The sequence below is a fragment of the Methylobacterium adhaesivum genome (assembly GCF_022179065.1).
GTDB lineage: Bacteria > Pseudomonadota > Alphaproteobacteria > Rhizobiales > Beijerinckiaceae > Methylobacterium > Methylobacterium adhaesivum.
The window spans coordinates 457013-479741 of the sequence record NZ_BPQD01000001.1 but is presented as its reverse complement, the minus strand read 5'-3'; the positions used below and the strand labels follow the sequence as shown (position 1 = coordinate 479741).

General features: G+C 70.2%; 18 protein-coding genes. 10 read left to right on the top strand and 8 right to left on the bottom strand.

The window, feature by feature from the left end:
- Nucleotides 1-141: 141 nt before the first annotated feature.
- Nucleotides 142-5439, bottom strand: a complete 5298-nt coding sequence (locus MFF01_RS02175) for an alpha-2-macroglobulin family protein (protein WP_238221467.1) — start codon at nucleotides 5437-5439, stop codon at nucleotides 142-144.
- 152 nt (nucleotides 5440-5591) lie between these two features.
- Here MFF01_RS02175 and MFF01_RS02170 point away from each other — a divergent pair, with 152 nt between their 5' ends.
- Nucleotides 5592-6947, top strand: coding sequence for a serine protease (locus tag MFF01_RS02170; RefSeq protein ID WP_238221466.1), 1356 nt, complete (start codon nucleotides 5592-5594; stop codon nucleotides 6945-6947).
- A gap of 68 nt (nucleotides 6948-7015) precedes the next feature.
- Here the strand turns inward: MFF01_RS02170 and MFF01_RS02165 are convergent, their stop codons facing one another.
- From MFF01_RS02165 to MFF01_RS02150, 4 genes are all read right to left on the bottom strand, one after another.
- Complete coding sequence (locus tag MFF01_RS02165) at nucleotides 7016-7171, bottom strand: hypothetical protein (protein WP_018046049.1); 156 nt, start codon at nucleotides 7169-7171, stop codon at nucleotides 7016-7018.
- A gap of 150 nt (nucleotides 7172-7321) precedes the next feature.
- A complete protein-coding gene (locus MFF01_RS02160) occupies nucleotides 7322-8416 on the bottom strand; it encodes a DUF2125 domain-containing protein (protein ID WP_238221465.1) in 1095 nt (364 codons plus the stop codon).
- Nucleotides 8417-8549: 133 nt separating this feature from the next.
- Nucleotides 8550-8915: a hypothetical protein gene (locus tag MFF01_RS02155; RefSeq protein WP_238221464.1), complete on the bottom strand. Its 366-nt coding sequence runs from the start codon at nucleotides 8913-8915 to the stop codon at nucleotides 8550-8552.
- A 151-nt stretch (nucleotides 8916-9066) separates the two neighbouring features.
- Entirely contained in the window at nucleotides 9067-9837 is a 771-nt protein-coding gene (locus tag MFF01_RS02150; RefSeq protein WP_238221463.1) for a lysophospholipid acyltransferase family protein, read from the bottom strand.
- A 244-nt stretch (nucleotides 9838-10081) separates the two neighbouring features.
- On the opposite strand from MFF01_RS02150, the gene hpf reads away from it, so the two are divergent.
- The 3 genes from hpf to MFF01_RS02135 all read left to right on the top strand — a co-directional run bounded on the left by hpf (nucleotide 10082) and on the right by MFF01_RS02135 (nucleotide 11623).
- Nucleotides 10082-10702 carry a ribosome hibernation-promoting factor, HPF/YfiA family gene (gene hpf, locus MFF01_RS02145; protein ID WP_238221462.1) on the top strand — a complete coding sequence of 207 codons (621 nt, stop codon included), beginning with the start codon at nucleotides 10082-10084 and terminating at the stop codon, nucleotides 10700-10702.
- A gap of 112 nt (nucleotides 10703-10814) precedes the next feature.
- Complete coding sequence (gene ptsN / locus MFF01_RS02140; protein ID WP_238221461.1) at nucleotides 10815-11282, top strand: PTS IIA-like nitrogen regulatory protein PtsN; 468 nt, start codon at nucleotides 10815-10817, stop codon at nucleotides 11280-11282.
- 5 nt (nucleotides 11283-11287) lie between these two features.
- On the top strand, nucleotides 11288-11623 hold the full coding sequence (locus MFF01_RS02135; protein ID WP_238221460.1) for a hypothetical protein: 336 nt from the start codon (nucleotides 11288-11290) through the stop codon (nucleotides 11621-11623).
- Between the two features lie 30 nt (nucleotides 11624-11653).
- On the opposite strand, the gene MFF01_RS02130 is transcribed toward MFF01_RS02135, so the two are convergent.
- From MFF01_RS02130 to ftsE, 3 genes are all read right to left on the bottom strand, one after another.
- A complete protein-coding gene (locus MFF01_RS02130) occupies nucleotides 11654-12376 on the bottom strand; it encodes a YdcF family protein (protein WP_373319604.1) in 723 nt (240 codons plus the stop codon).
- A 174-nt stretch (nucleotides 12377-12550) separates the two neighbouring features.
- A complete protein-coding gene (locus tag MFF01_RS02125; protein ID WP_238221459.1) occupies nucleotides 12551-13501 on the bottom strand; it encodes a cell division protein FtsX in 951 nt (316 codons plus the stop codon).
- A 41-nt stretch (nucleotides 13502-13542) separates the two neighbouring features.
- Nucleotides 13543-14274, bottom strand: coding sequence for a cell division ATP-binding protein FtsE (gene ftsE / locus MFF01_RS02120; protein ID WP_238221458.1), 732 nt, complete (start codon nucleotides 14272-14274; stop codon nucleotides 13543-13545).
- Between the two features lie 155 nt (nucleotides 14275-14429).
- Here ftsE and MFF01_RS02115 point away from each other — a divergent pair, with 155 nt between their 5' ends.
- The 6 genes from MFF01_RS02115 to lpdA all read left to right on the top strand — a co-directional run bounded on the left by MFF01_RS02115 (nucleotide 14430) and on the right by lpdA (nucleotide 22719).
- Nucleotides 14430-15257: a zinc-ribbon domain-containing protein gene (locus MFF01_RS02115; protein ID WP_238221457.1), complete on the top strand. Its 828-nt coding sequence runs from the start codon at nucleotides 14430-14432 to the stop codon at nucleotides 15255-15257.
- 47 nt (nucleotides 15258-15304) lie between these two features.
- Nucleotides 15305-15874: a hypoxanthine phosphoribosyltransferase gene (gene hpt / locus MFF01_RS02110; RefSeq protein ID WP_238221456.1), complete on the top strand. Its 570-nt coding sequence runs from the start codon at nucleotides 15305-15307 to the stop codon at nucleotides 15872-15874.
- Between the two features lie 144 nt (nucleotides 15875-16018).
- Nucleotides 16019-16384, top strand: coding sequence for a response regulator (locus tag MFF01_RS02105; protein ID WP_238221455.1), 366 nt, complete (start codon nucleotides 16019-16021; stop codon nucleotides 16382-16384).
- A 356-nt stretch (nucleotides 16385-16740) separates the two neighbouring features.
- Complete coding sequence (aceE, locus tag MFF01_RS02100) at nucleotides 16741-19404, top strand: pyruvate dehydrogenase (acetyl-transferring), homodimeric type (RefSeq protein ID WP_238221454.1); 2664 nt, start codon at nucleotides 16741-16743, stop codon at nucleotides 19402-19404.
- Between the two features lie 60 nt (nucleotides 19405-19464).
- A complete protein-coding gene (aceF, locus tag MFF01_RS02095; RefSeq protein ID WP_283207148.1) occupies nucleotides 19465-20823 on the top strand; it encodes a dihydrolipoyllysine-residue acetyltransferase in 1359 nt (452 codons plus the stop codon).
- A gap of 39 nt (nucleotides 20824-20862) precedes the next feature.
- Nucleotides 20863-22719 carry a dihydrolipoyl dehydrogenase gene (gene lpdA / locus MFF01_RS02090; protein ID WP_238221452.1) on the top strand — a complete coding sequence of 619 codons (1857 nt, stop codon included), beginning with the start codon at nucleotides 20863-20865 and terminating at the stop codon, nucleotides 22717-22719.
- Nucleotides 22720-22729: the final 10 nt, after the last annotated feature.

Sequence of the window (22729 nt, the reverse complement as noted above, 5' to 3'; positions counted from 1 at the left end):
ACACACCTCACCCTGTCCCTCTCCTTCCAGGAGAGGGAACCCGAGCCAGTCGGGACATCGCTGCCCTCGGCTGTCGCCGAGGAGACACGGGCGCCCCCAAACGCCGGGGAATCCGAGACCGGCTCCTCGTGTGCCATCGCCCTATTTCGCGCTCACCACCAGCGAGCCGAAGCCCGTGCGCCCAAAGCGCTCGGGCCGGTACATGTCCTCGATGGTGGCTGCCGGATGGACGTAGGTGCCCGGCGACACGGCCCGTACGGTGTAGGCGACGCGGAAGAACGCCGACTGCTCGGCCGTGCGCTCGTAGGCGGCGACGAACCGGTCGTCACGGAACGACGTGTAGACCGGCGCCACGTCGGACTTGGCGAAGGCGAGGCCCGTCAACGCGTCGGCATCGAGGAGTTTCGGGTTGTCGATCTCCAGGCCCGCCGGCAGGCGGTCGACGAGGAGCAGGCGGCCGGGGCTGGCCTTGGCCTCCGTCACCTTGAGGACGACCACGAGGCGATCGTTCTGGCGGACACCTTGGATGAGATCGACGGGCGTGCCGTCGAGGCGGTGATAGGTCCGCTCGATGGCATAACCGCGCGATTCGGCGGGCTCGGGCGCAATGGGATTGCCGACGACGCTCACCACCACCTGGGCCGTCGTGCTGCCGGTGTTGACGAGGGCGACGGGCATTGAAGCCAGGGCCTCGCCGCGATAGAGCCGCGCCAGGGCGCCGGTCACGGGTACGCCGTCGATGCTGAAGCGCAGGGCGTCGGCGTCCTTGGCGAGGCCTTGCGCGGCCATCACCATCCAGGCGTTCTCCTGCGTGCTCGTCGGGCGCCCGTCCTGGCGTTCCTCGGCGACGAGAGCCGCCAGGGGCTGGACCGCATCGCGGGCGAGCCCGGTCTCGGCGGCCAGCGTCAGGAGGCCGGCGCCGTCGCGCAGGCGCGAGCCGTAATCCGGCCGGTCTACGAGGCCCGGCCCCTTCAGCGCCGTCACGGCCGAGGCGAAGGCCTTGGCCGCCCGCCCCCGGTCACCGAGCAGCGCCAGCGCTGCCGCGATCTGGCCGCGCCCCAGGGCAGTCGCGAAGGCGTCGAGCTTGGTGTCGGCGAGGTAGCGCAGGTCCCCCATCACCGGGCGGCCGTTGCGGGCCAGCACATAGGCCGCGTAGGCAATGTCCATGCCCCCGTCCCGCACCTCGCTCGTGTTGGCGACGGCGTTGCGCAGGCTGTCGAGGGCGCTGGCGAAGGCGGTCGCCGGCACGGCGAATCCCCGCTCGCGCGCCCGGGTGAGGAAGTCGGTGACGTAGGCGTTGAGCCAGACGTCGGTCTGGCCGCCGACCGACCACAGCCCAAAATCGCCCGCCGAGCCCTGCCGGGCGAGCACACGGTCGATGGCCTCGCGGATGCGGGTGTCCACCGTGTCGTCGAGGCCCATGCGATCCTGCGGCGCCGCCCGGCTGAGGGCGAGCAGCGGCATCGCCCGGCTCACGGTCTGCTCGGAGCAGGCATAGGGATAGCGTTCGAGGGCCTGGAGTAGGGCCGGCACGTCGATTCCCGCGAGCGTCGCGGACGAGACCGAGACGGCCCCGGTGCCGGGCAGGATGTCGGCCAGGAGTTCGTCCGTCACCCGCAGGGTCGCACCGGGAGGGAGCGGCTGCACCGTGCGACGGGCCAGGGGCCCGGTGCCGGCGCCGATCGCGAGGGCGAAGCTCTGGCCGATGCCGGGCGGCAGGCCGGGGCCGGAGAGCGTCACGTCGAGGCGCGCGGTGCCCGGACCGGCGGCCGTAAGGGGGATCACCAGGGCGCCCTTGGCCCCGGCCTGCAGGTGCAGGGTCCTGTGAAGCGCCTCGGCGCCCACGACCACGGAGCCGGTGAGGCCGAGATCCACCGTGTAGTCGCCGGCCTGCCCCTCGACGTTGTCGATGGCGATGTGGAAGCGCGAGCGGTCGCCGACATTGAGGAAGCGCGGCAAGGTGCCGGTGAGGATGACGGGATCGCGGATGATCACGTCGGCCTGTGCCGACCCGACCTTGGCGCGGCTCCAGGCCGTGACCATGACCCGGCCGGTGCCGTTGAAGGCCGGCAGCGGAAAGCTGACGCTGGCCCGGCCGTCGGGGCCGACGGTGACGGGGCCGGAATAGAGGGCGAGCGGCGCCTGGGTCGGGGGCGTGTCGGCGAGTTCGGCAGCCCCGCCGTCGCCACCGGAGCGGATGGCCCCGAGCGTCCCCTGCATCCCGTCGATGAGGTATCCGTAGAGGTCGCGGATCTCCGGTCCCAGGGCCTTCTGGCCAAAGAAGTGGCGGAACGGATCGGGGGCCTCGTAGCGGGTCAGGTTGAGGATGCCGACATCGACGAGGGCGACGCTCACCCGGGCCGTCTCCCCGGCGCCGAGGCCGGCGAGGCGGATCGGCAGGGTCAGGGTTTCGCGGGGTCTGGCCTTGGCTGGGGCTTCCACGGTGACGGCGAGGCTGCGGCTCGCCGGATCGACGGCGAACCACGCCACCCCGAGGGCGCGCCCTGGCAGGCGCTTGGCCGCCTGATCGAGGGGCCGGTAGGCGGTGGCGACGAGGTAGGCGCCCGCCCCCCATTCGGGCTTGACGGGGATGTCGACGGTGGTGCCGCCACTCGGCACCGCCACGGTCAGCACGGCGTGGACCCGGTCGCTCACCACCGCCAGGGTGGCCTGACCGGCAAAGCGTGGCTGGAGGCGCGCCCGGAGGGTGTCGCCGGCGGCGTAGGCCGCCTTGTCGAGGCGAAGATCCAGCAGATCGGGCAAGTCCGCCGTCTCGCCCCCGCCCCAGCCGACGGTGAAGGTGACGCTCGCGGTCGCCTGCGGCCGGCCGGGGACGCTCGTCTCCAGGCGGTAGGTGCCGTAGCTAACCGCCGACGCGATCCGGCCGAGGGAATCGGGCTTGAGGTCGAGGGTGCCGTCGGCGATGCGCCGGGTGCTGGTGACGGGCTCGAACGACCAGCGCCCGCCCTCGCGGTACCATTGGTACGACTTCTCGACCCTCTGCAGGGTCCAGGCGACGCTCGCCTGGGCCAGACGCCGCCCGTCGGGCGCGGCCATCGCCACCTCGAAGCCGGCGGTGCCGCCCTCGGGCAGATCGCCAGAAAAGGTCTTGCGAATGGCGAGCACGGGGCCGTCGGGCAGGATCGGCAGGGTGAGGCTGCGCGACAGCGCCCGGCCGCCCGGCTCGCCGACCAGGAGGGTGATCCGCGCCTCAGTGGGGCGCGGCGCGGCGAGAACCGGCACCGGCACGGTAAGGCGGGCGGCCCCTTGCGCGTCCGTGGTAGCCCGCGCCTCGATCTCCTGGGAGACGGCCTCGACCCGCTCGTCGTCGAGGCCGACGGAGAAGCCCTCCAAGCCCTTAATGCCACTGCCCGCCGCCTGCTGCACCACCACGGTGCCGGACACCTCGAGTCCGGCGCCCGGCGCGCCGTAGAGGTAGCGCGCGGCGACATCGAGGGTGGCTGATGCTCCCGACGTGAGGCTCGGGGCGGGACTCGACAGCGTCACCTCCAGGCGCTCGGGCACGTAGTCCTCGACGAGGAAGCTCGCCTCGCCGATGGCCGGCGCCTTGGGGTCGGTATAGGCCGACACCCGCCAGGTGCCGTGCATGGCGCCCGCCAGGAGGGGCACGGCGAGCGACCGCCCGCCGAGGCCCGCATCCGACACGGCGACGCGACGCGCCTCGACGCCGTCTGGCCGCTTGAGCACCAGGGTCAGGGGCAGGTCGGGCACGGCGACCCCGGCGGCATCGCGCAGGAGGGCGGTGAGGTTCACGGTCTCGCCCGAACGGTAGACCCCGCGCTCGGGAAACACGTAGGCCTCCACCGCACCGGGCTGAGGGCGGCCCTTCACGCCGCGATCCGTGAGGTCGAAGGCGGATTGGTTGAGATCGAGGAAGCCGTAATCGTCGCCCATCTGGGCAACCACGAGGCCCGGCGCGATCCCGCCCTCCCCACGCGCGAGGCCCGGCGCGAAGGCGACGTGGCCCTGCGCGTCGGTCTTGGCGGTAGCCAGAACCTCGTTGTTGCGGGCCACCAGCCGGATCTCCGCGCCCACCACCACGGCGGCCGAGGCGAGGGACCGGGCGAAGACGTGGACGCCGTCGCGGCCCTTGAACACCGTGAGCCCGAGGTCCGAGACCACGAACCACTGCGTCGCCCGGGGCTCGTAGCCCCCCTCCTCGTCCACCGTGGCGGCGACACCCGAGGGCTGGGCCAGCATGACGTAGAGGCCGGGCTCGAGCTTGCCGACCGCCTGGAGTACGGGAAAGGCCGTGACGACCTCCGCGTTCAGGTCGGCCTTGGCCGTCTCCAGCACGCCCTTCCAGACCCCCTGGCCCTTCTGCTCGGCGATGGCCTTCGCCGTCGAACCGTTGAGCTGACTCAGGAAGTCCTCCGAGCGCAGGGAGGGGAGCAGGCCGCGATCGCCGATGCGCAGCACCTCGACATCGAGTTTCGGCGCGTTGACCGAAACCAGGGGCACCCCGGCCTGTCCCGTGCGCGGCAGGACGTAGTTGCGGCCGGTGAAGCGCACCTGGGGCGAGCGGTCGCGGACATAGACCTCGTAATCTCCCGATTTCAGGAGCGTCTCGCCCACCGCCGACGGGATGCCCTGGCGCAGGACGAACGCGTAACGCTCGCCGTGCTTGAGGCCATCGACGCAGATCTGCTGGCCGCTGCCGGTCACGGCGGCGTTGGCCGCGCCCGAGACGGCGACGAAGGGGGCGAAGTCGGTCTTCGGGGCCAGGCTTTCCGAGAACTGGAAGCAGACGCGCGGGGCCGCCGCATCGGAATCGACCTTGTAGTCGAGGATGCGGAACCCGTGCTCGGCGCGCAGCCCTTCGTAGGTCTCGCGCACCTGCGCGTCGTCGGCCAGCGCGAGGCTGGCGCGATAGGCTTCCAGGGACGGGCGCCATTCGGATTCAGCGGCCTGAACCTCGCCGAGGGTGGCGAGCGCCGCAGCCTCCCCGGCGGCGGTGGCCGCCCGAAGGTAGCCGACATAGGCGGCGGCCCTGGCGTTGCGGCGCAGACGCAGGCGGGCGGCATAGTCCCCGGTCTCGCCGTTGCCGACGGCGCTCGCGGCGCGGGCATAGGCGAGCCAGTTCGCGGGATTGCCTGGCTCGGCGGCCACGGCCGCGCCGAGGGGCTTGAGGGCTTCGGCCGGCTTCTCCGCTTCCATGAGGACTTCGCCCTCGGCCCGTGCCTTCGCGGCCGGGCGCGAGGGGGCGGCCTCGGCCTTGAGGGCGGCTTCGAGGCGGACTCCGTCGCTGGCGAGCGCCTCGCGCTGGAAGATCTTTTGTGGTGCCGCCGCCTTGAGGGTCGCCTTTGCCGGCGGCCCGCCAGGGGCCTGTGCCCGCGCGGGTAGGCCGAGTAAGCCCGTGAGGAGAAGCGCGCCGGCCGCAACGATCACCGTGTGCCGATATCCCGCCGATCCCGCCATCGCCCACTCCATCGACTCGACGCCGTCCGCACAGTGGCGCGGTCTCAGGACCGTAGCACTTCGCCTCCCGCCCGCAATCCGGATCCGGGAACCCTGGAATTCGCGATGGGCCTCTGCCAAGCTCCGTCCCTCGCTCGGGAGGCACGGATCACATGGCGCGACGGGTGCGGGCCGGTTGGATGGCGGGGTGCGCGGCCTTGGGGCTCGCTCCGGTGCTGGCCCTGGCTCAGGCGCCCAAGCCCGCCGCGCCCGCTGCGAAAACCACCGCGCCCGATCCGGCCTTCGAGGCGGCCAAGGCGGCGTTCGAGGCCCTTCCGGAAGCCGAACGCCGGGGTGTGCAGGACGCCCTCGTCTGGACGGGCGACCTCAACGCCGTCGTCACCGGCACCTTCGGCAAACGCACCTACGACGCGCTCAGCGCCTACCGGACCCGGAGCGGCGGAACCGCGCTCCTCGATGCGGCCGCCCGCGCGGCACTCCTGAAGGCCGGGGCGGCGGCCCGGAACCAAGCCGGCTTCGTCATCAAGCCGGATCCGGGAAGCGGCACCGTGCTCGGCTTGCCCGAACGCCTGCTGCCCAAACGCGGACCGATCCCCGGCGGTACCCGTTGGCAGAGCGCGGACGGGCGGATCACCGTGGAGGCCAAGTCGTTTCCCCCCGGGGAGACAAGCCTCGACGCGGTGTTCGCGCGGCTCACCGCGCCGACGCCCGAGCGGCGGGTGACCTACAAGCTCCAGCGGCCGGATTTCCTTGTCGTCACCGCCGAGACCGCCACGGGGAAGTCCTACATCCGCTACGCGGCCGGCGAGACGGGCCTACGCGGCCTGACGCTCGGCTACGACAAGGGTCTCGCCGAGACGTTCGACCGCGTCGTGATCGCCATCGCCAACAGCTTCGTGCCGTTCCCGAATTCGGCTCCGGCAACTCCCGTCGTCCGCCTCGTGCCGCCGCCCGCCGCGCCCGCCGCGACGGGCCTTACAGTAGCAGCCGGCCGGGTGCTCACGAGCGCCGCCGCCCTCGACGGCTGCGCATCCCCGCGCGTCGGCGGCCGGTCGGCCCGCATCGCGACGCGCGAAGCCGCCCTGATTCTGCTCGATGTCGCGGGCCTGCCCGATGCCGTCGCCCCGCCGGCCCTGCGTCGGGAGGGGGCGGTTTCGTCCGAGGCCGTCCTGGTGATGAGCGCCGAGGCCGGGGGCGCGGCGACGGCGGCGCCGGGGGCTCTCGCGGCCGATGGCCGGATCACGGCGCCGCTCCAACCCGGAGCGGGCGGCGCGCCGATCTTCGACGGGGCCGGCCACCTTACCGGGCTCGTCTCCGTCTATCCTTCCGCACCCCGCATGGTCGCAGGCGTGGTCCCGCCGGCCCGCTACGATGCCGTACCGGCCGAGCGGATCGGCGCCTTCCTCGCATCGGCCGGCGTGACTACGACCGCCGCGACGGGCGGTACTGCGGGAGCCACGGCGGCAAAGCTGGCAGGTGCCATCGTGGGGATCGCCTGCCAGCCCTGACCATCCCAGGCGGATCCCTCCGGTGCCGTCACCGAACGGATCCGCGCTTCAATCGTGCGGCCGCCGGCTCAGAGCCGGCCGGTGACCAGCAGAACGATGAGGATGATGATGAGGATGCCGCCCAGGCCGAAGCTCTGGCCACGATAGGCACCGCCGCCGAGGAAGTTGCCGCCACCGAGGACCGCGAGGATGAGGATGATGAGGAGAATGGTGGTCAAGGTCATGGTACGGAACTCCGGCGCGCGCCCAACCGCTGTGGCGTGAGCTTGACCGTTCAAACGCCCTGCGACGGATTCCGTTCAACGGGATGTGAGCGAGACGCCGTCGAAATCGCCGATTTCGCGACATCCTCTCCGATCATGGCGGCTTCCTGCTCAATAGAGCGGGGGAATCTCGACATTGGGAATCGGGAACGGGCCGAGCATCAGGTGGCCTTCCGTGAGGCGCAACGGAGGCAGGGCCTTCAGGGCGGGATCGCCCCGGGGGGCGGCCTCCGGCTCGGCCTCGGCGCGGGCGCGGCGCCCTCCGCCGAGGAACTGGCCGACGAGATTGCCGATGAGGGCGCCCTTCTCGGCGCCGAGGCGCTGACCCATGATCTGGCCGACGACGGCTTCGACGCCCGCGGCGCGCAGGTCGATCTGTCCCTCGGGACGATGAGCCGAATCGATGGCGAGGCTCCCGTGGGCCTGCACCCGGCGGTTGCCCTTGGCCAGCGACAGCAGGGCGATGTCGAGGCTGCCGCCGGCGCGGCGCCAGGCCTCCAGTTCCCGCGCCACCGTGCCCGTCCGCAAGGTGGTGGCCCGGTTCACGGTGGCATCGAGATCGATGTCCGTCGGGTCCGTGTTGCCCACGAAGGGATCGACGAGGGGAATCCGGGCCTTGGCGACGCGCAGGCTGAGATCGATGGCCCCATCGGAGGCGAAGCGTCCCGGGGTCGGTCGACCGTGGGCCTCGAGATGCGGCGCCTCGAAGGCGATGTCGGGCTGCCCGGCGCCGCGCACGGTGCCGTTCAGGGCATCGACCACGAGGGAAGCCCGCACGAAGCCCTCGGACGCTCCGTGGAAGCTCGCACTCAAGGAGGTCCAGGTTACGTCGCCGGTGAGGTCGCCCTGCTCGACATGGAACGGTCCGGTCGCCTCCAGGATGCCCTGGCGCGGCTGGTACACCTGAACCACGGCGGTGACCGGCCCGAGGGTGAAGCGGCTGTCGGCCCGGGTAAATGCCAGTGAGGCGCAGCGCAGTTCGATGCGGAACGGATACCCTGAGATCGACCGGTCGGCGCAGGTCCAGCTCCGTCCCGCCGCCGCCTCGGCGGCGATCCAGGCATCCATCTCGCGGGTCGCCCGGTCGCGCACCCAGAACCAGGCGATGGACCACAGGACGACCAGGGTGGCGAGCAGGATGAAGGGGACGAACAGACCTTTTCGCGAGGGCGCGCGCGTCACGGCCGGTGCTTGGCTTGATGTCATCGGGATCCCATCGCCGTCATCCTCGGGAAGCGAACCGGATCGCGGTCGCGCCTCCCCTCCGGATTGGCCTATCAAGGTCTTGTCAGGGTCTTGGCGGCGAAAGCATGGCCGGGTCCGTGAGAAGTCGGCGCGGTCAGGCGGCGGCCATCGCCCGGGTGTCGAGATCGGCCACGATGGCCCTGCGCTCGGCCTCGGTCTCGGCGAGGCGATGGATATGCATCTCGTTAGCCCCCCGGTGGCGAGCATGGGCCATCCAGGTGCGGGTCAGGCGCTCCCGCGGACTGTCCCCGGCGGAGGTCACGCAGACGAGCTCGCCCTGCCCCGTCGCGTCGCGTCGCACGGCCAGGATCACCGCATCCTCCATTTCGTCGAGCTCCGTCTCGGCGAGATCGTGGATGCCGACGATGTAGCGGCGTCCCGACCGGCCACGCCATGCGCTCAGCACCAGGGCGGGGGTTCCCCGCAGGCCGGCGGTCGTTCTGAGGCGTTCCTCGCGCATCGGTCGTCTCCTGCTCGGGTCTCGGGGAAAGGCCGCCGCGCGGATCGGGGCACGGCCCTGTCGTTCTTCGTTTGTTCCTAAATGTCTTAACGAATGGTTAACGCTGCGGTCCGCTGCTGGAAGAAGCCGTGGATCGACGGCCGTCCCCGCTTCAGGGCGTGGGCGCGTCCCGCATCGGAACCGGGACCGCGTGGCCTCGGGCGTTGAGATCGGCACGCCCGGCGGCCAGCAGGGCATCGGACGCCCCCTCGATGCGGGACTGGACAGTGTCGAGGAACCGCGCCCGGTCGAGGCCGGGCGGAATCGGCGCGAGGAACTCGATCACCGTGGTGCCGGGTCGGCGCAGGAGGCTACGGCGCGGCCAGTACAGGCCGGTGTCGAGGGCGACCGGCAGGCAGGGCACGCCGAGGGTCGCGTAGAGATGGGTCAGGCCGAGCTTGTAGGCGGGGGGGGCACCGGGCGGGCGGCGGGTGCCCTCGGGAAAGATGATGAGCTGGCGTCCGTCGCGGATCACGGCGGCGGCGGCCTCGTTCATCGCCGCCATGGCGCGCGTGCCCTTGGACCGATCGATGGCGACCATGCCTGAACGCGACAGGTACCAGCCGATGAGGGGAATCCACAGGAGTTCGCGCTTGAGGATGTAGGCGAAGTCCGGGAACACCGTGACGAGGGCCAGGGTCTCGAGGGCCGACTGATGCTTGGCCGCCACGAGGGCCGGCCCCTCGGGAATGTTCGACAGGCCCCTGAACTCGACGACGACGCCGCCGATCACGCGCAGGAGCCAGAGGGTGACGTTCGCCCAGCCTTGCGCGAGGCGGATCACGGCCCGCCGCGAGACGAGGGCCGGCAGCCCGAACACCGCGATGAGCGTGGTGGCCAGATAAAAGGCGAGGCTGAAGGCGATCGAGCGGAGGATAACCATCGGAACTCAGAAAGACCGGGGACGTGAAGGCCGACGCCACCCGCGCCGGCCGGGGCCGAGACCTGCCTTAGCGGGTTTTGGCACGGGTTTGACCATCCGGCGTCATGAAAACGCCGTCCTTCGGGCAGGACGACGCTTTCGGGCCGCTTCGACGCCTCGGCCCGGCCCGCACCATGGAGTTCGTTGACTTCTCCGACGCGGGCTCCTTAACTCGACCCGCAACGGCAACCAAACCGGAGGGATCATGGGGTCATTACGCGTCACGGGCCATGGCCTGGACCTCGGCGAAGCCCTGCGGGGCAGGGTCGAAGAGCGGATGGCGGCGACCCTCTCGAAATACCTCGACAGCCACATGAGCGACACCTGCTCCGGCCACGTCACCCTGCGACGGGACGGGACGTCCTACCGGACGGATTGCGTCCTCCACCTCGTCTCGGGCCTGACCCTGGAGGCCTCGGGGGCCGCCCACGATGCCCATGCGAGCTTCGAGCAGACGGCCGACCGGCTCGAGAAGCGCCTGCGTCGCTACAAGCACCGCCTCAAGGACCACGGCGCCGCCGCCCACGAGGGCGCCACCGTGCAGGCGGCCTACGCGGTGTTCGCGGCGCCGAGCGAGGTCGAAGAGGCCGTCGACGAGGACTTCGGAGGCGACGAGCCCGACGACGGGGCCGATCACCCGCCCGTGGTCGCGGAGAGCACCAAGACCCTCAAGCGCCATTCGGTGAGCGAGGCGGTGACCGCCCTCGATCTGACGGGAGCGCCCGTAATCGTGTTCGTTCATGCTGGCACCGGACGCATCAACGTCGTATACCGCCGAAGTGACGGAGCGATCGGTTGGGTTGATCCGGCGGGCGCCGACGCTTGAACGCCCGACCGGAACAGACATCCGAATCCGGCGATTGATCCCTGGGCCATGCGGCCCGACCTTTTACTCCGCGGTGACCAGGTCGGTCACCGCCGAAGGGACGGCGGGCCCCATGCCAGTGCTGGAATTCCTCAATCCGGATTCCGTGGTGCCCTTCCTGCGCGCCCGTGCCAAGAAGCAGATCCTACAGGAACTGAGCGCCCACGCCGCGCGGCATCTGCCGGCCTTGGACGAGCGCGAAGTGTTCGAAACTCTTCTGCAGCGCGAGCGCCTCGGCTCGACGGGCATCGGCGACGGCGTGGCGATTCCCCACGGCAAGCTGCCGGGTCTCGACCGGCTGTTCGGTCTCGTGGCCCGCCTGGAGCGCCCGGTGGATTTCGACTCCCTGGACGGCCAGCCCGTGGATATCGCTTTCCTGCTCCTCGCGCCCGAAGGCGCCGGGGCCGATCATCTCAAGGCCCTGGCCCAGGTGGCGCGGCTCCTGCGAGAGCCGGGCATCCTCGAGCGCATCCGCGCCGCCCGCGACGCCAGCGCCCTTTACGCCCTGCTGACCCACACGTCGGCGTCCCAGGCGGCGTGACGGCGATGCCGACGACTCTGCAAGTCCGGACGGCGGTGCTCGTCGGCTGCCTGATCGCGAGCGTCCCGGCGCGGGCCGGCACGACGGATACCGCCTGCGCGCGCGACGTCCTCGTGGCGAGTTCGATGCAGCGCCAGGCCATCGACCAGCTGGAGCAGACGGGCAACGACGAGGCCGAACTCTGCCGGATCTGGCGGCGCCACGTGGAGACCATGCGTCGGGTGGCGGGGGTCTACGGCCGTTGCCTATCGGGCGCCGAGCGCAGCGAGCGGCTGGCCCAGGTGGTGGGCTCCGAGAAGGAGTTTTCGGGGCTGATCAAGAGCCGCTGCAAGGGTCACTGAGCCAAGGCTCGAGGCCCGGTGCCGCGCCTGCTACGGCCGGCCCTGCATGAGCCGGGGCTCGACCACGACCTTCGTCGGCTTGCCGCGCCCCATGAGGATCGCGGCACGGGAGCGCTCGGGATCGTCCTCGAAGCGGGTGCGGACCCAGGCCACGAGGAACTTGAGGTACTCGGAGGCGAGGAGCCGCGCCGCCGCCGGGTGCTGCCACCAGCGCCCGGCATCGAACCCCTCGGCCACCACCGGATAGGGCACGACGCGCTCTATGCCCGGTAGGGCATGGTCGAGCTCCACCAGGGTGCGGGGCATGTGATAGTTCGAGGTCACCACCGCGACGGTGCTAAAGCGATGAAGGCGCATCCAGCGGCGCGTCTCGATGGCATTGCCGATGGTGTTGCGTGCCCGGTAATCGAGATCGACGCAGCACGTGATCCAGTGACGCTGGCTGGGATTGAGGCGGGCGATCTCGTCGCGGCTGGTGCGTTCGTTGACCCCGGTGATGAGCAGGCGCCGTCCATAGCCGTTGGCCAGGAGATCGATGGCGTCGCCGATGCGCTGGGCCCCGCCCGTAAGCGCCACGATGCCGTCGGCCCGGCCGTCGAGGGGACGCTCGTCGCGCTCGACGCAGGCGACGAAGGCGAGAAAGCCGCCGAACAGCGCCGCGCCGCCGAGACCCGCGATGCCGAGGGCGGCCTTCATGGTTCGACCGGACGGGCGCGCGGCCACGCGCAAGGCCGGGACGGCACGGGAGGTCATGTCCGTCCAGGCCCAGCCGAAAGCCTCGGAGGGCCTCATGGTGTGGCTGCCTGACATCCGCGTCGTCATTCTCCGCAAAAAGAACCCCAAATGGGGCCTCGACGAGGCAAGCATCTCCTCTCGGAAAGGTTCACAAAAGGTTAACGCGATCCGAGCAGCGGCCGCGCATCTCGGTCAGGCGAGGAAGCGCCGCACGGTGAGGCGCGAGACGATGCCGGTGACCACGGAGGCGATTACGCCGATGAGGAGCACGCTGGCGTAGCCGCGCCAGCCGATGTGGAAGGCTCCGAACAGGGCTTCGATCTCCTCGCCGGCCGGTCCCGAGCGCCAGGCGCCGGCGGCGAGTCCGGCGAACGCGAAGGCCGCCAGGGCCGCCACGGACCCGATGATGCCGCCGCGCAACCCGAGGCGAAAGAACCGTCGCTGGAAGGCACGGGCGATGAAATCGTCGTCGGCGCCGACGAAGTGCAGAACCTCCACCACCTCGCGGTTGCCCGCCATGGCACCCCGGGTGGCGAAGACCACGGCGAGGCCCGTGGCGACAAGAACGAGGGCGACGAGGCCGACTCCGACGCCCACGAAGGTGTTGGCCATGGTCGAGAGCCGGCGCAGCCACAGGGCGTGGTCGTCGAGGCTCGCGACCCCCGGCAGGGCCTCGACCAGGGAGGCGCGCAGGGGCTTCAGGTCCGGCGGGCCGCTGGGCGTGAGACGCAGGGCGACGAGGCGCGGGACCGGCAGGTCGGAGAGGTCGAGCCCGCTGCCGAGCCAGGGCTCCAGCAGGCGCTCGGCCTCGGCCTTCGAGTACACCCGGGTCGAGGCGATGCCGGGCGTGCCCTTGGCCAGGCCCTCCGCCCGGGCGACGTCGGCGTCGAGGTCGCGCCCGGGGCTCGGGCGGATCTGGATCGTGACCTCCTGGGCCACGGCCCCCTGCCACTGATCGGCGCTCGAAGCCACGATCTCGGCGGCCCCGGCGCACAGGGCGGCGAGGAAGGTGAGGATGGCGATGACGGCGGCGAGCGCCCGGCTCGCCGCGGAATCCGTCGGCACCAGGGGGGCGTTGCGCCGCAGGGTCGCGGGCAGCGGGCTCTGCGGCGGCGCGGGCGACGGGGAGGCGGTCCGGTTCATAGGGGCTCCGCTCGTAGAGGCTCCGCTCATGGTGGTTCCGCTCATGGACGCTCCACGGCGAGTCGCCCCTCGCCGAGTACGAGCCGGCGGGCGTCGACGAGATCCATCAAGGCGAAATCGTGGGTGGCAATGAGCACCGAGGTGCCGAGGCGGTTGAGTTCGATGAACAGACGCAGGAGGCGCCGGCCGAGACCGGGATCGACGTTGCCCGTGGGTTCGTCGGCGAGGAGCAGCTCGGGCCGGGCGATGAGGGCCCGGGCGATGGCCGCGCGCTGCTTCTCGCCGCCCGACAGGAGCGGCGGCAGCACGTGCATGCGTTCGCCGAGCCCGACCCAGCGCAGCAGCTCGACGACCTCGGCCCGGTAGCTCGTCTCGGCCCGGCCCTGGACGCGCAAGGGGAGCGCTACGTTCTCGTAGGTCGTGAGGTGGTCGAGCAGGCGGAAGTCCTGGAACACCACGCCCATGCGCCGGCGCAGGCCCGTCAGCGCCTCGCTGGAGATGTCGTTCACCTCCTCGCCGAAGACCGAGACGAGCCCCCGCGTCGGGCGGACCGACAGGAGGATGAGGCGCAGGAGCGTGGTCTTGCCCGCCCCCGACGGCCCCGTGAGGAACTGGAACGAGCGCGGCGCGATCTGGAAGCTCACGTCGCTGAGCACCTCCGGACCGAGGCCGTAGCGCATCCCGACATTCTCGAACTGGACCACCGGCTCCTCGGCGCCGGACAGGAGGCTTCCCGTGTTCACTCGATCCGTCACGCTCCCCCCACCGGTCATGAACGCGGCGCACGGCGTTCGGCCTCGTTCTGGCTACCGCGCGTCGTTCGCCCCTCCGAACTTTACGGAGGATTAACCGCGTTCGCGCAGAACCGTGTGAGTCTTTTTGACAGAACCGGCAACTGCCGATCGAGACCCAGGGGCGCCGATTTGTCATGCTGATCGTTTGCCCGTCCTGCGCGAGCGAATATGCGATCGACGTCGATCACGTCGGCGCGGAGGGGCGCCACGTGCGCTGCGCGGCCTGCCGCACGACCTGGTTCATCTCCCCCGACGACGTGGTCGCCGCCGTGGAAGCCGAGATGACGGCCGCGATGATGGAAGCGGTCCAGGCCGGTCCGGGCTCCGCGAAGGCCGAGGCGCAGCCCGCGGCCTCCTTCGATGACTGGGATGCGACGTCGGCGGAGACGCCGCCGGCCCTCGAACCCGACCCCGAACCTCTGCCCGGCGACCTCGACGCGGCCCCTCCCACCGACGCTCCGGAGGCTACCGAGGCGGTCGACACGCGCCGACGGCCCAGGCCGGCGATGCCGCGCAAGCCCGTGCGACGGTCGCGCTTCTCACCCGCGGCCGCCCTTGGCCTGTCGGTCGTGGCCGGTCTCTTCCTCGCCGTTCTCGGACGGACCACCGTGGTGCGGGCGATGCCGCAGAGCGCCGGGCTCTATGCCCGCCTGGGGCTGCCGGTGAACCTGCGTGGCCTCGACCTGCGCGACGTGGTGGCATTTCAGACGCAGGGTGAGGGAGCCCAACTCGTGGTCGAGGGCGATATCGTCGGCGTCGCCGCCGAGGGTGCACCGGTGCCCCCCATCGCCGTCGAGGTTCGCGACGGCCACGATCAGGTGCTCTACCGCTGGAACGTCGCCGCGCCCCGGCAGACCCTGGAGCACCGCGAGACGGCGCGCTTCCGGGCCAGCCTGTCGACGCCACCCGTCGAGGGACGCGCGATCCGGGTCAGTTTCACTCCCCCGACCGGCGCGCCCTGACCATCAACGCCGCTGTCAGCGGCGGTCGCCCGTGATATGAAGCGTCCATGACCATTCCTTCTCGACGCGTCCGCGTCCTCTTCGACGAAGCCACCATCGCTCGGCGCACCGAGGAACTCGCGGCCGCCATCGCCGCCGCCAAGCCCCAGAACCTGCTGGTGGTGGCGGTGCTCAAGGGCAGCTTCATGTTCGCCGCCGACCTCCTGCGGGCCCTGCACCGGGTCGGGCTGGAGCCGCAGGCGGAGTTCGTCCACCTGTCGAGCTACCGCACCGCCACGGTCTCGTCGGGGCAGGTCGAGATCCTGCGCGATGTCGAAAGCGAGGTGCGCGGGCGCGACGTGCTGCTCATCGACGACATTCTGGAGTCCGGCCGCACCATCGTGTTCGCCAAGGACCTGCTCATGGCCCGCGGCGCCAAGCGGGTGCTCACGGCCGTGCTCCTCGAGAAGCCGGGCAAGCGCGCCGTCACCATCGACGCCGATTTCGTCGGCTTCACCTGCCCCGACGTGTTCGTGGTCGGCTACGGCATGGATGTGGCCCACGCCTTCCGGCAATTGCCGTTCGTCGGCCTCGTCGATTACGACAGCCCCGACCCCGACCTGTTCGGGGGCACCTGAACGTGGCGTTGTGCCCGGCGAAGACTACGGTGTAACACGGGACAGACACGACGCTGGCGCCCCTGTGGCGCTCTGTCCCTTGACAGGGTGGCCTCGCGTTTGCGTGACTGAAATTCCTTAACATTCGAGAGAATTTGATCAGCGATGGCGCGCATCCTGCTCGTGGATGACGAAGAGACGGTCCGGGGCTTCCTCAAGCGGGGTCTGGAGATCGACGGTCACGCCGTGGTCACGGCCTCCGACGGAAGCGACGGGCTGGACCGCCTCATCGAAGCCGATGGCGCCTTCGACCTCATGCTCACGGACATCCGGATGCCGCTGATGGACGGGATCGCCCTGGCGCTCGCGGCCAAGCGGGACTTTCCCGATCTCACGATCCTCCTGATGACGGGCTTCGCCGATCAGCGCGAGCGGGCGCGTGGCCTCGATGCCATCGTCACCGATGTCCTGACGAAGCCGTTCTCCCTCGCCGACCTGCGCTCTACGGTCAACCGCGCCCTGGCGGCCTGACGCCCGCCACGACGGCCGGCCGCGATCGCTCGGCCCCGGTTCTGTGCCGCCTCGAAACGCGACGGCCCCCTTCCCGATCCCCCCTCGTCACCCGTCCAGCGCAGCCACGCCCCGTGGCGCCCGCGCCCGGCAGGCCTGCGCCTTCGCGGGCCACCGGGAGGCAGTCCGGATTTTCGGACAAATGGTTCACGTCGATTGCGGAATACCGCACCGCGAGACAGTACAAAAATCATTCAAGTCGTTGTTTCTTTGATTTAATTTAAATGGACTGGACTTGGTCCACATCCTGCAAAATCATACCGACAAAGAGCGGGCACACGCACCCGATCCGATCGAGAACGGCCAGGGAGGATACCATGGAGCGCAGTCGCGATCTCGATCCCGTCGAGACGCAGGAATGGCTCGACTCACTCGACGGCGTCCTCGACGTCGACGGACCGGAGCGGGCGCATTACCTCATCGAACAGGTGATCGACGGAGCCCGCAAGAAGGGCGCGCCAGTCCCCTATTCCGCCAACACCGCGTACCTCAACACCATCCTCCCCGAGAAGCAGGACCCGCATCCCGGCGACCGGGCCATCGAGCACCGCATCCGCTCGGCGATCCGCTGGAACGCCATCGCGATCATCCTGCGGGCGAACAAGGAATCCTCGGAACTCGGCGGCCACATCGCGAGCTTCCAATCGGCCGCGACGCTCTACGACACCGGCTTCATGCATTTCTGGCGGGCGGCCGACGCCAACCACGGCGGCGACCTCGTCTACGTGCAGGGCCATTCCTCGCCCGGCGTCTACGCCCGCGCCTTCCTCGAAGGGCGGCTGACGGAGGAGCAGCTCCTCGGCTTCCGCCAGGAAGTCGGCGGCAAGGGCCTGTCCTCTTACCCGCATCCGTGGCTGATGCCGGATTTCTGGCAGTTCCCCACGGTCTCCATGGGGCTGGGCCCCTTGATGGCGATCTATCAGGCCCGCTTCCTGCGCTACCTGCATCACCGCAATCTCGCGCAGACGGACGGCCGCAAGGTCTGGGCCTTCATGGGCGATGGCGAGATGGACGAGCCGGAAAGCCTCGGCGCCATCGCGCTCGCGGCGCGGGAAAAGCTCGACAACCTCGTCTTCGTCATCAACTGCAACCTGCAGCGCCTCGACGGTCCGGTGCGCGGCAACGGCAAGATCGTCCAGGAACTCGAGGCCGATTTCCGGGGTGCCGGCTGGAACGTCATCAAGGTGCTGTGGGGGTCGGGCTGGGATGCCCTGATCCAGAAGGATAGCACCGGCATGCTGGCGCGCCTCATGGAGGAATGCGTCGACGGCGAGTACCAGGACTTCAAGTCGAAGAACGGCGCCTATATCCGCGAGCACTTCTTCGGCCGCTACCCCGAGACAGCGGCCCTCGTCGCCGACATGAGCGACGACGACATCTGGCGCCTGACGCGTGGCGGCCATGACCCGCGCAAGGTCTTCGCCGCCTACAGCGCCGCCTCGAAGCACAAGGGCCAGCCGACCCTCATCCTCGCCAAGACCGTCAAGGGCTACGGCATGGGTGAATCGGGCGAGGCCCAGAACATCACCCACCAGCAGAAGAAGATGGGCGAGGCCGTCCTCAAGCAGTTCCGCGACCGCTTCGGGATCGACCTCACGGACGAGCAGCTGAAGGAGATCCCCTTCATCAAGTTCCCCGAGGGCAGCCCAGAGCACAACTACCTCATGGCGCGGCGCGCGGCGCTCGGCGGGTCCCTGCCAGCCCGGCGCTCCAAGTCGAAGGCCCTGGAAATCCCGCCGCTCTCGGCCTTCTCGGCGCAGATGAAGGAGACCGCGGGCCGCGAGATCTCCACCACCATGGCGTTCGTGCGCATCCTCAACACGCTCCTGCGCGACAAGAACATCGGCAACCGCATCGTGCCGATCGTGCCCGACGAGAGCCGCACCTTCGGCATGGAGGGCATGTTCCGCCAGTTCGGCATCTTCTCCCAGGTCGGCCAGCTCTACCGGCCGGAGGATGCCAACCAGCTCATGTACTACAAGGAGGACAAGAACGGTCAGATGCTCCAGGAGGGCATCAACGAGCCGGGCGCCATGTCGTCCTGGATCGCGGCCGCGACCTCCTACTCGCACTCCGACGCGCCGACGATCCCGTTCTACGTCTACTACTCGATGTTCGGCTTCCAGCGGGTCGGGGATCTGGCCTGGGCGGCGGGCGACATGCGGGCGCGCGGCTTCCTCATCGGCGGCACGGCGGGGCGCACGACGCTCAACGGCGAGGGCCTGCAGCACGAGGACGGCCACAGCCACCTCCTCTCGTCGACCATCCCGAACTGCGTCTCCTACGACCCGACCTTCTCGTACGAAGTCGCGGTCATCGTGCAGGACGGTCTGCGCCGGATGTATGCCGAACAGGAGGACGTGTTCTACTACATCACCGTGATGAACGAGAACTACGAGCACCCCGGCATGCCGGAGGGCGCAGAGGCCGGCATCATCAAGGGGATGTACCTGTTCCGGCAGGGCGCCCCGGAGACGAAGCAGGGTCACCGGGTGCAGTTGCTCGGCTCCGGCACCATCCTGCGCGAGGTCATCGCGGCGGCCGAACTCCTGGAACAGGATTTCGGCATCGCATCCGACATCTGGAGCTGCCCGAGCTTCACGGAGTTGCGCCGCGATGCCATGGCGGCCGAGCGCTGGAACCTGCTCCACCCGCTGGAGGGCCGGCGCCTCTCGCATGTCGAGACGTGTCTAGCCGGCCGAAATGGCCCGGTGATCGCCGCCACCGACTACATGCGCCTGTTCGCCGACCAGATCCGCACCTGGGTTCCGGGCCGCTACCGGGTCCTCGGCACGGACGGCTTCGGCCGCTCGGACTACCGGGCGCGCCTGCGCGACTTCTTCGAGGTCAACCGGCACTGGGTGGTGGTCGCGGCCCTGCACAGCCTCGCCGAGGACGGCGTGATCCCGGCCCAAACGGTGGCGGACGCCATCGCGAAATACGGCATCGACACGGACCGGCCGGCACCCTGGACCGTCTGATCCGCCGCTCGGCCGCTCCCCTCGGGTGAGCGGCCTGCCTTCGCACACGCCTCATCGAGCATGACCGGACGAGGGAGCCCACGAGAGGCTCCACTTCACCAGGGAGAGTACGCAGTGGGTATCGCGATCAATATCCCGGATATCGGCGACTTCAAGGACATCCCGATCATCGAGATCCACGTAAAGGAGGGCGATACCATCGGCCCGGACGATCCCCTCGTCTCGCTGGAATCCGACAAGGCGACCATGGACGTGCCCTCGCCGAGCGCCGGGGTGGTCGAGAGAATTTTGGTCAAGCTCGGCGACAAGGTGAGCGAAGGTTCGCCCCTCCTCGTGTTCAAGGGTGAGGGCGGCACGGCCGCCGCCGAGAAGGCCGCCGAGGCTCCGGCCGGCGCCGACAGTGCCGCGCTTCTCGCCAAGCAGGAGCCCGCGCCGAGCGCAGCGCCTGCCGCCGCCACGCCGGCGCCTGCCTCCAACCTCCCCGATTTCTCGCAGGTCCATGCCAGCCCCGGCGTGCGCCGCCTCGCTCGCGAACTCGGCCTCGACCTCACCGCCATCAAGGGCACCGGCGAGAAGGGCCGCGTGACCAAGGAGGACGTGAAGGGCCACCTCACCCGTTCGGCCGCCCCGGCGCCCGGCGCCTCCGGCACGGCCGCGTTCACGGGCGGCGGCATGGGCATCCCAGAGATCCCGGCCGTGGACTTCTCGAAATTCGGCCCGACCGAGATCCAGCCGCTGTCGCGGATCAAGAAGATCTCCGGCGCGCACCTGCACCGGTCCTGGCTCAACGTGCCCCTCGTCACCCATCAGGACGAGGCCGACATCACCGAGACCGACCAGTATCGCAAGGAACTCGACACCGCCGGCAAGGAGCTGAAGGACAAGGGCTACCGCGTCACCCTGCTGGCCTTCCTCATCAAGGCCGCCGTCTCGGCCCTGCGCAAGCACCCCGAATTCAACGCCTCCCTCTCGCCGGAGAAGGACGCCCTGATCCTCAAGCACTACTACAATATCGGCGTGGCGGTGGACACGCCGGACGGCCTCGTGGTTCCGGTGATCAAGGATGCCGACCGCAAGGGCCTCATCGAGATCAGCCGCGATCTCGGGGCGATCTCGGCGAAAGCCCGCGACGGCAAGCTCGGCGCCGCCGACATGCAGGGGGCGACCTTCTCGATCTCCAGCCTCGGCGGAATCGGCGGCACCGCCTTCACGCCGCTGGTCAACGCTCCGGAAGTCGCCATCCTCGGCGTCGCCCGCTCGAAGATGGCGCCGGTTTGGAACGGCACGGCCTTCGAGCCGCGCCTGATGCTGCCGCTCTCCCTCTCCTACGACCACCGCGTCATCGACGGTGCGCTCGCCGCGCGCTTCGCCCGCCACCTCGCCCACGTCCTCGAGGACGTCCGCCGCCTCGTCGTCTGACGAAGTCCGGTTGCGCGAAACAACGAGTGAGGTGAAGCGATGAGCAGCAACGACGTCCACCTGCCGGATATCGGCGACTTCAAGAACGTGCCCGTCATCGAGGTCAGCGTCAGCCCCGGCGACGTCATCTCCGTCGACGACGTCATCATCGTGCTGGAATCCGACAAGGCGACCATGGACATCCCGTCCCCCGTCGCCGGCACGGTGGCGGAGGTGAAGATCAAGGCCGGCGACGCGGTGAGCCAGGGCGACCTGATCCTGGTGATGGCGGGAGCCGCCGCCGCCACGGGTTCGCCGAAACCCACGGTGACCGACACCACGAGCACGGGTGGAGCGGCCGCCGCGCCGGCCGCCGGTGCGCACGCGCCCGGCGAGGGTCAGGCGGGCTACGGCTCCGCCGCGACCCAGGGCGGTACCGGTGCCGCCAAGGCGCCCGCCCCCAAGGGCGCCGCCGCCGTCCCCGGCGAGGAGATGCGGGCGCAGGTGCTCGTCATCGGTGCCGGCCCCGGCGGCTACACCGCCGCGTTCCGCGCGGCCGATCTCGGCCAGTCGGTGGTGCTCGTCGAGCGCTGGCCGAATTTGGGCGGCGTCTGCCTCAACGTCGGCTGCATCCCGTCGAAAGCCCTGCTGCACGCCGCCAAGGTCATCGACGAGAGTCACGCCATGGCGGCCCACGGCATCTCCTTCACGGCGCCGCAGATCGACATCGACAAGCTGCGTGAATGGAAGGACGGCGTGGTCAAGCGCCTCACCGGCGGCCTCAGCGGCCTCGCCAAGCAGCGCAAGGTCACGGTGGTGACGGGCGAGGCGCGCTTCGTCTCGCCCCATCAGGTCGCCGTCGAGCATGAGGGTCAGACCCGTATCATCGGCTTCGACCACGCCATCATCGCGGCCGGCTCCGAGCCGGTGCGGATGCCGTTCATCCCGCACGACGACCCACGGGTGATCGACTCGACGGGGGCGCTGGAACTCGACGGCGTACCGGCCCGCCTCCTCGTCATCGGCGGCGGCATCATCGGGTTGGAGATGGCCACCGTCTATCACGCCCTGGGCTCGAAGGTGACCATCGTCGAGCTGATGGACCAGATCATCCCGGGTGCGGACAAGGACATGGTCATGCCGCTGATGAAGCGGATCAGCAAGCAGTACGAGGCGATCCACCTCAAGGCCAAGGTCACCGCCGTCGCGGCGACCTCGGCGGGGCTGAAGGTCTCGTTCGAGGGCGGCACCGCGCCCGCCTCCGACACCTTCGACAAGGTGCTGGTCTCCGTGGGGCGGCGCCCCAACGGCAAGCGCATCGGCGCGGAAGCCGCGGGCGTCGCCGTCGACGAGCGCGGCTTCATCGCGGTCGATCGGCAGATGCGCACCAACGTGCCCCACATCTTCGCCATCGGCGACGTGGTCGGCCAGCCGATGCTGGCGCATAAGGCGACGCATGAGGGCAAGGTCGCGGCCGAGGTCGCCGCCGGCAGGGCCAGCGCCTTCGACGCCAAGGTGATTCCGTCCGTGGCCTATACCGACCCGGAGGTGGCCTGGGTCGGGATGACCGAGAACGAGGCCAAGGCGAAGGGGATCAAGGTCGGCAAGGGCGTGTTCCCCTGGGCCGCCTCCGGCCGCTCCCTGGCCCTCGGCCGCGAGGAGGGCCTGACCAAGGTCCTGTTCGACCCCGAGACCGACCGCATCCTCGGCTGCGGCATCGTCGGCCCCTCGGCCGGCGACCTCATCGCGGAAGCCGCGCTCGCCATCGAGATGGGGGCGGATGCCGAGGATATCGGCCTCACCATCCACCCGCATCCGACCCTGTCGGAGACCATCGGGCTGGCGGCCGAGGCCTTCGAGGGCACGATTACCGACCTCTACATGCCGAGGAAAGACGGGCCGAAGAAGGCCCACTGAAGTTCGGGGA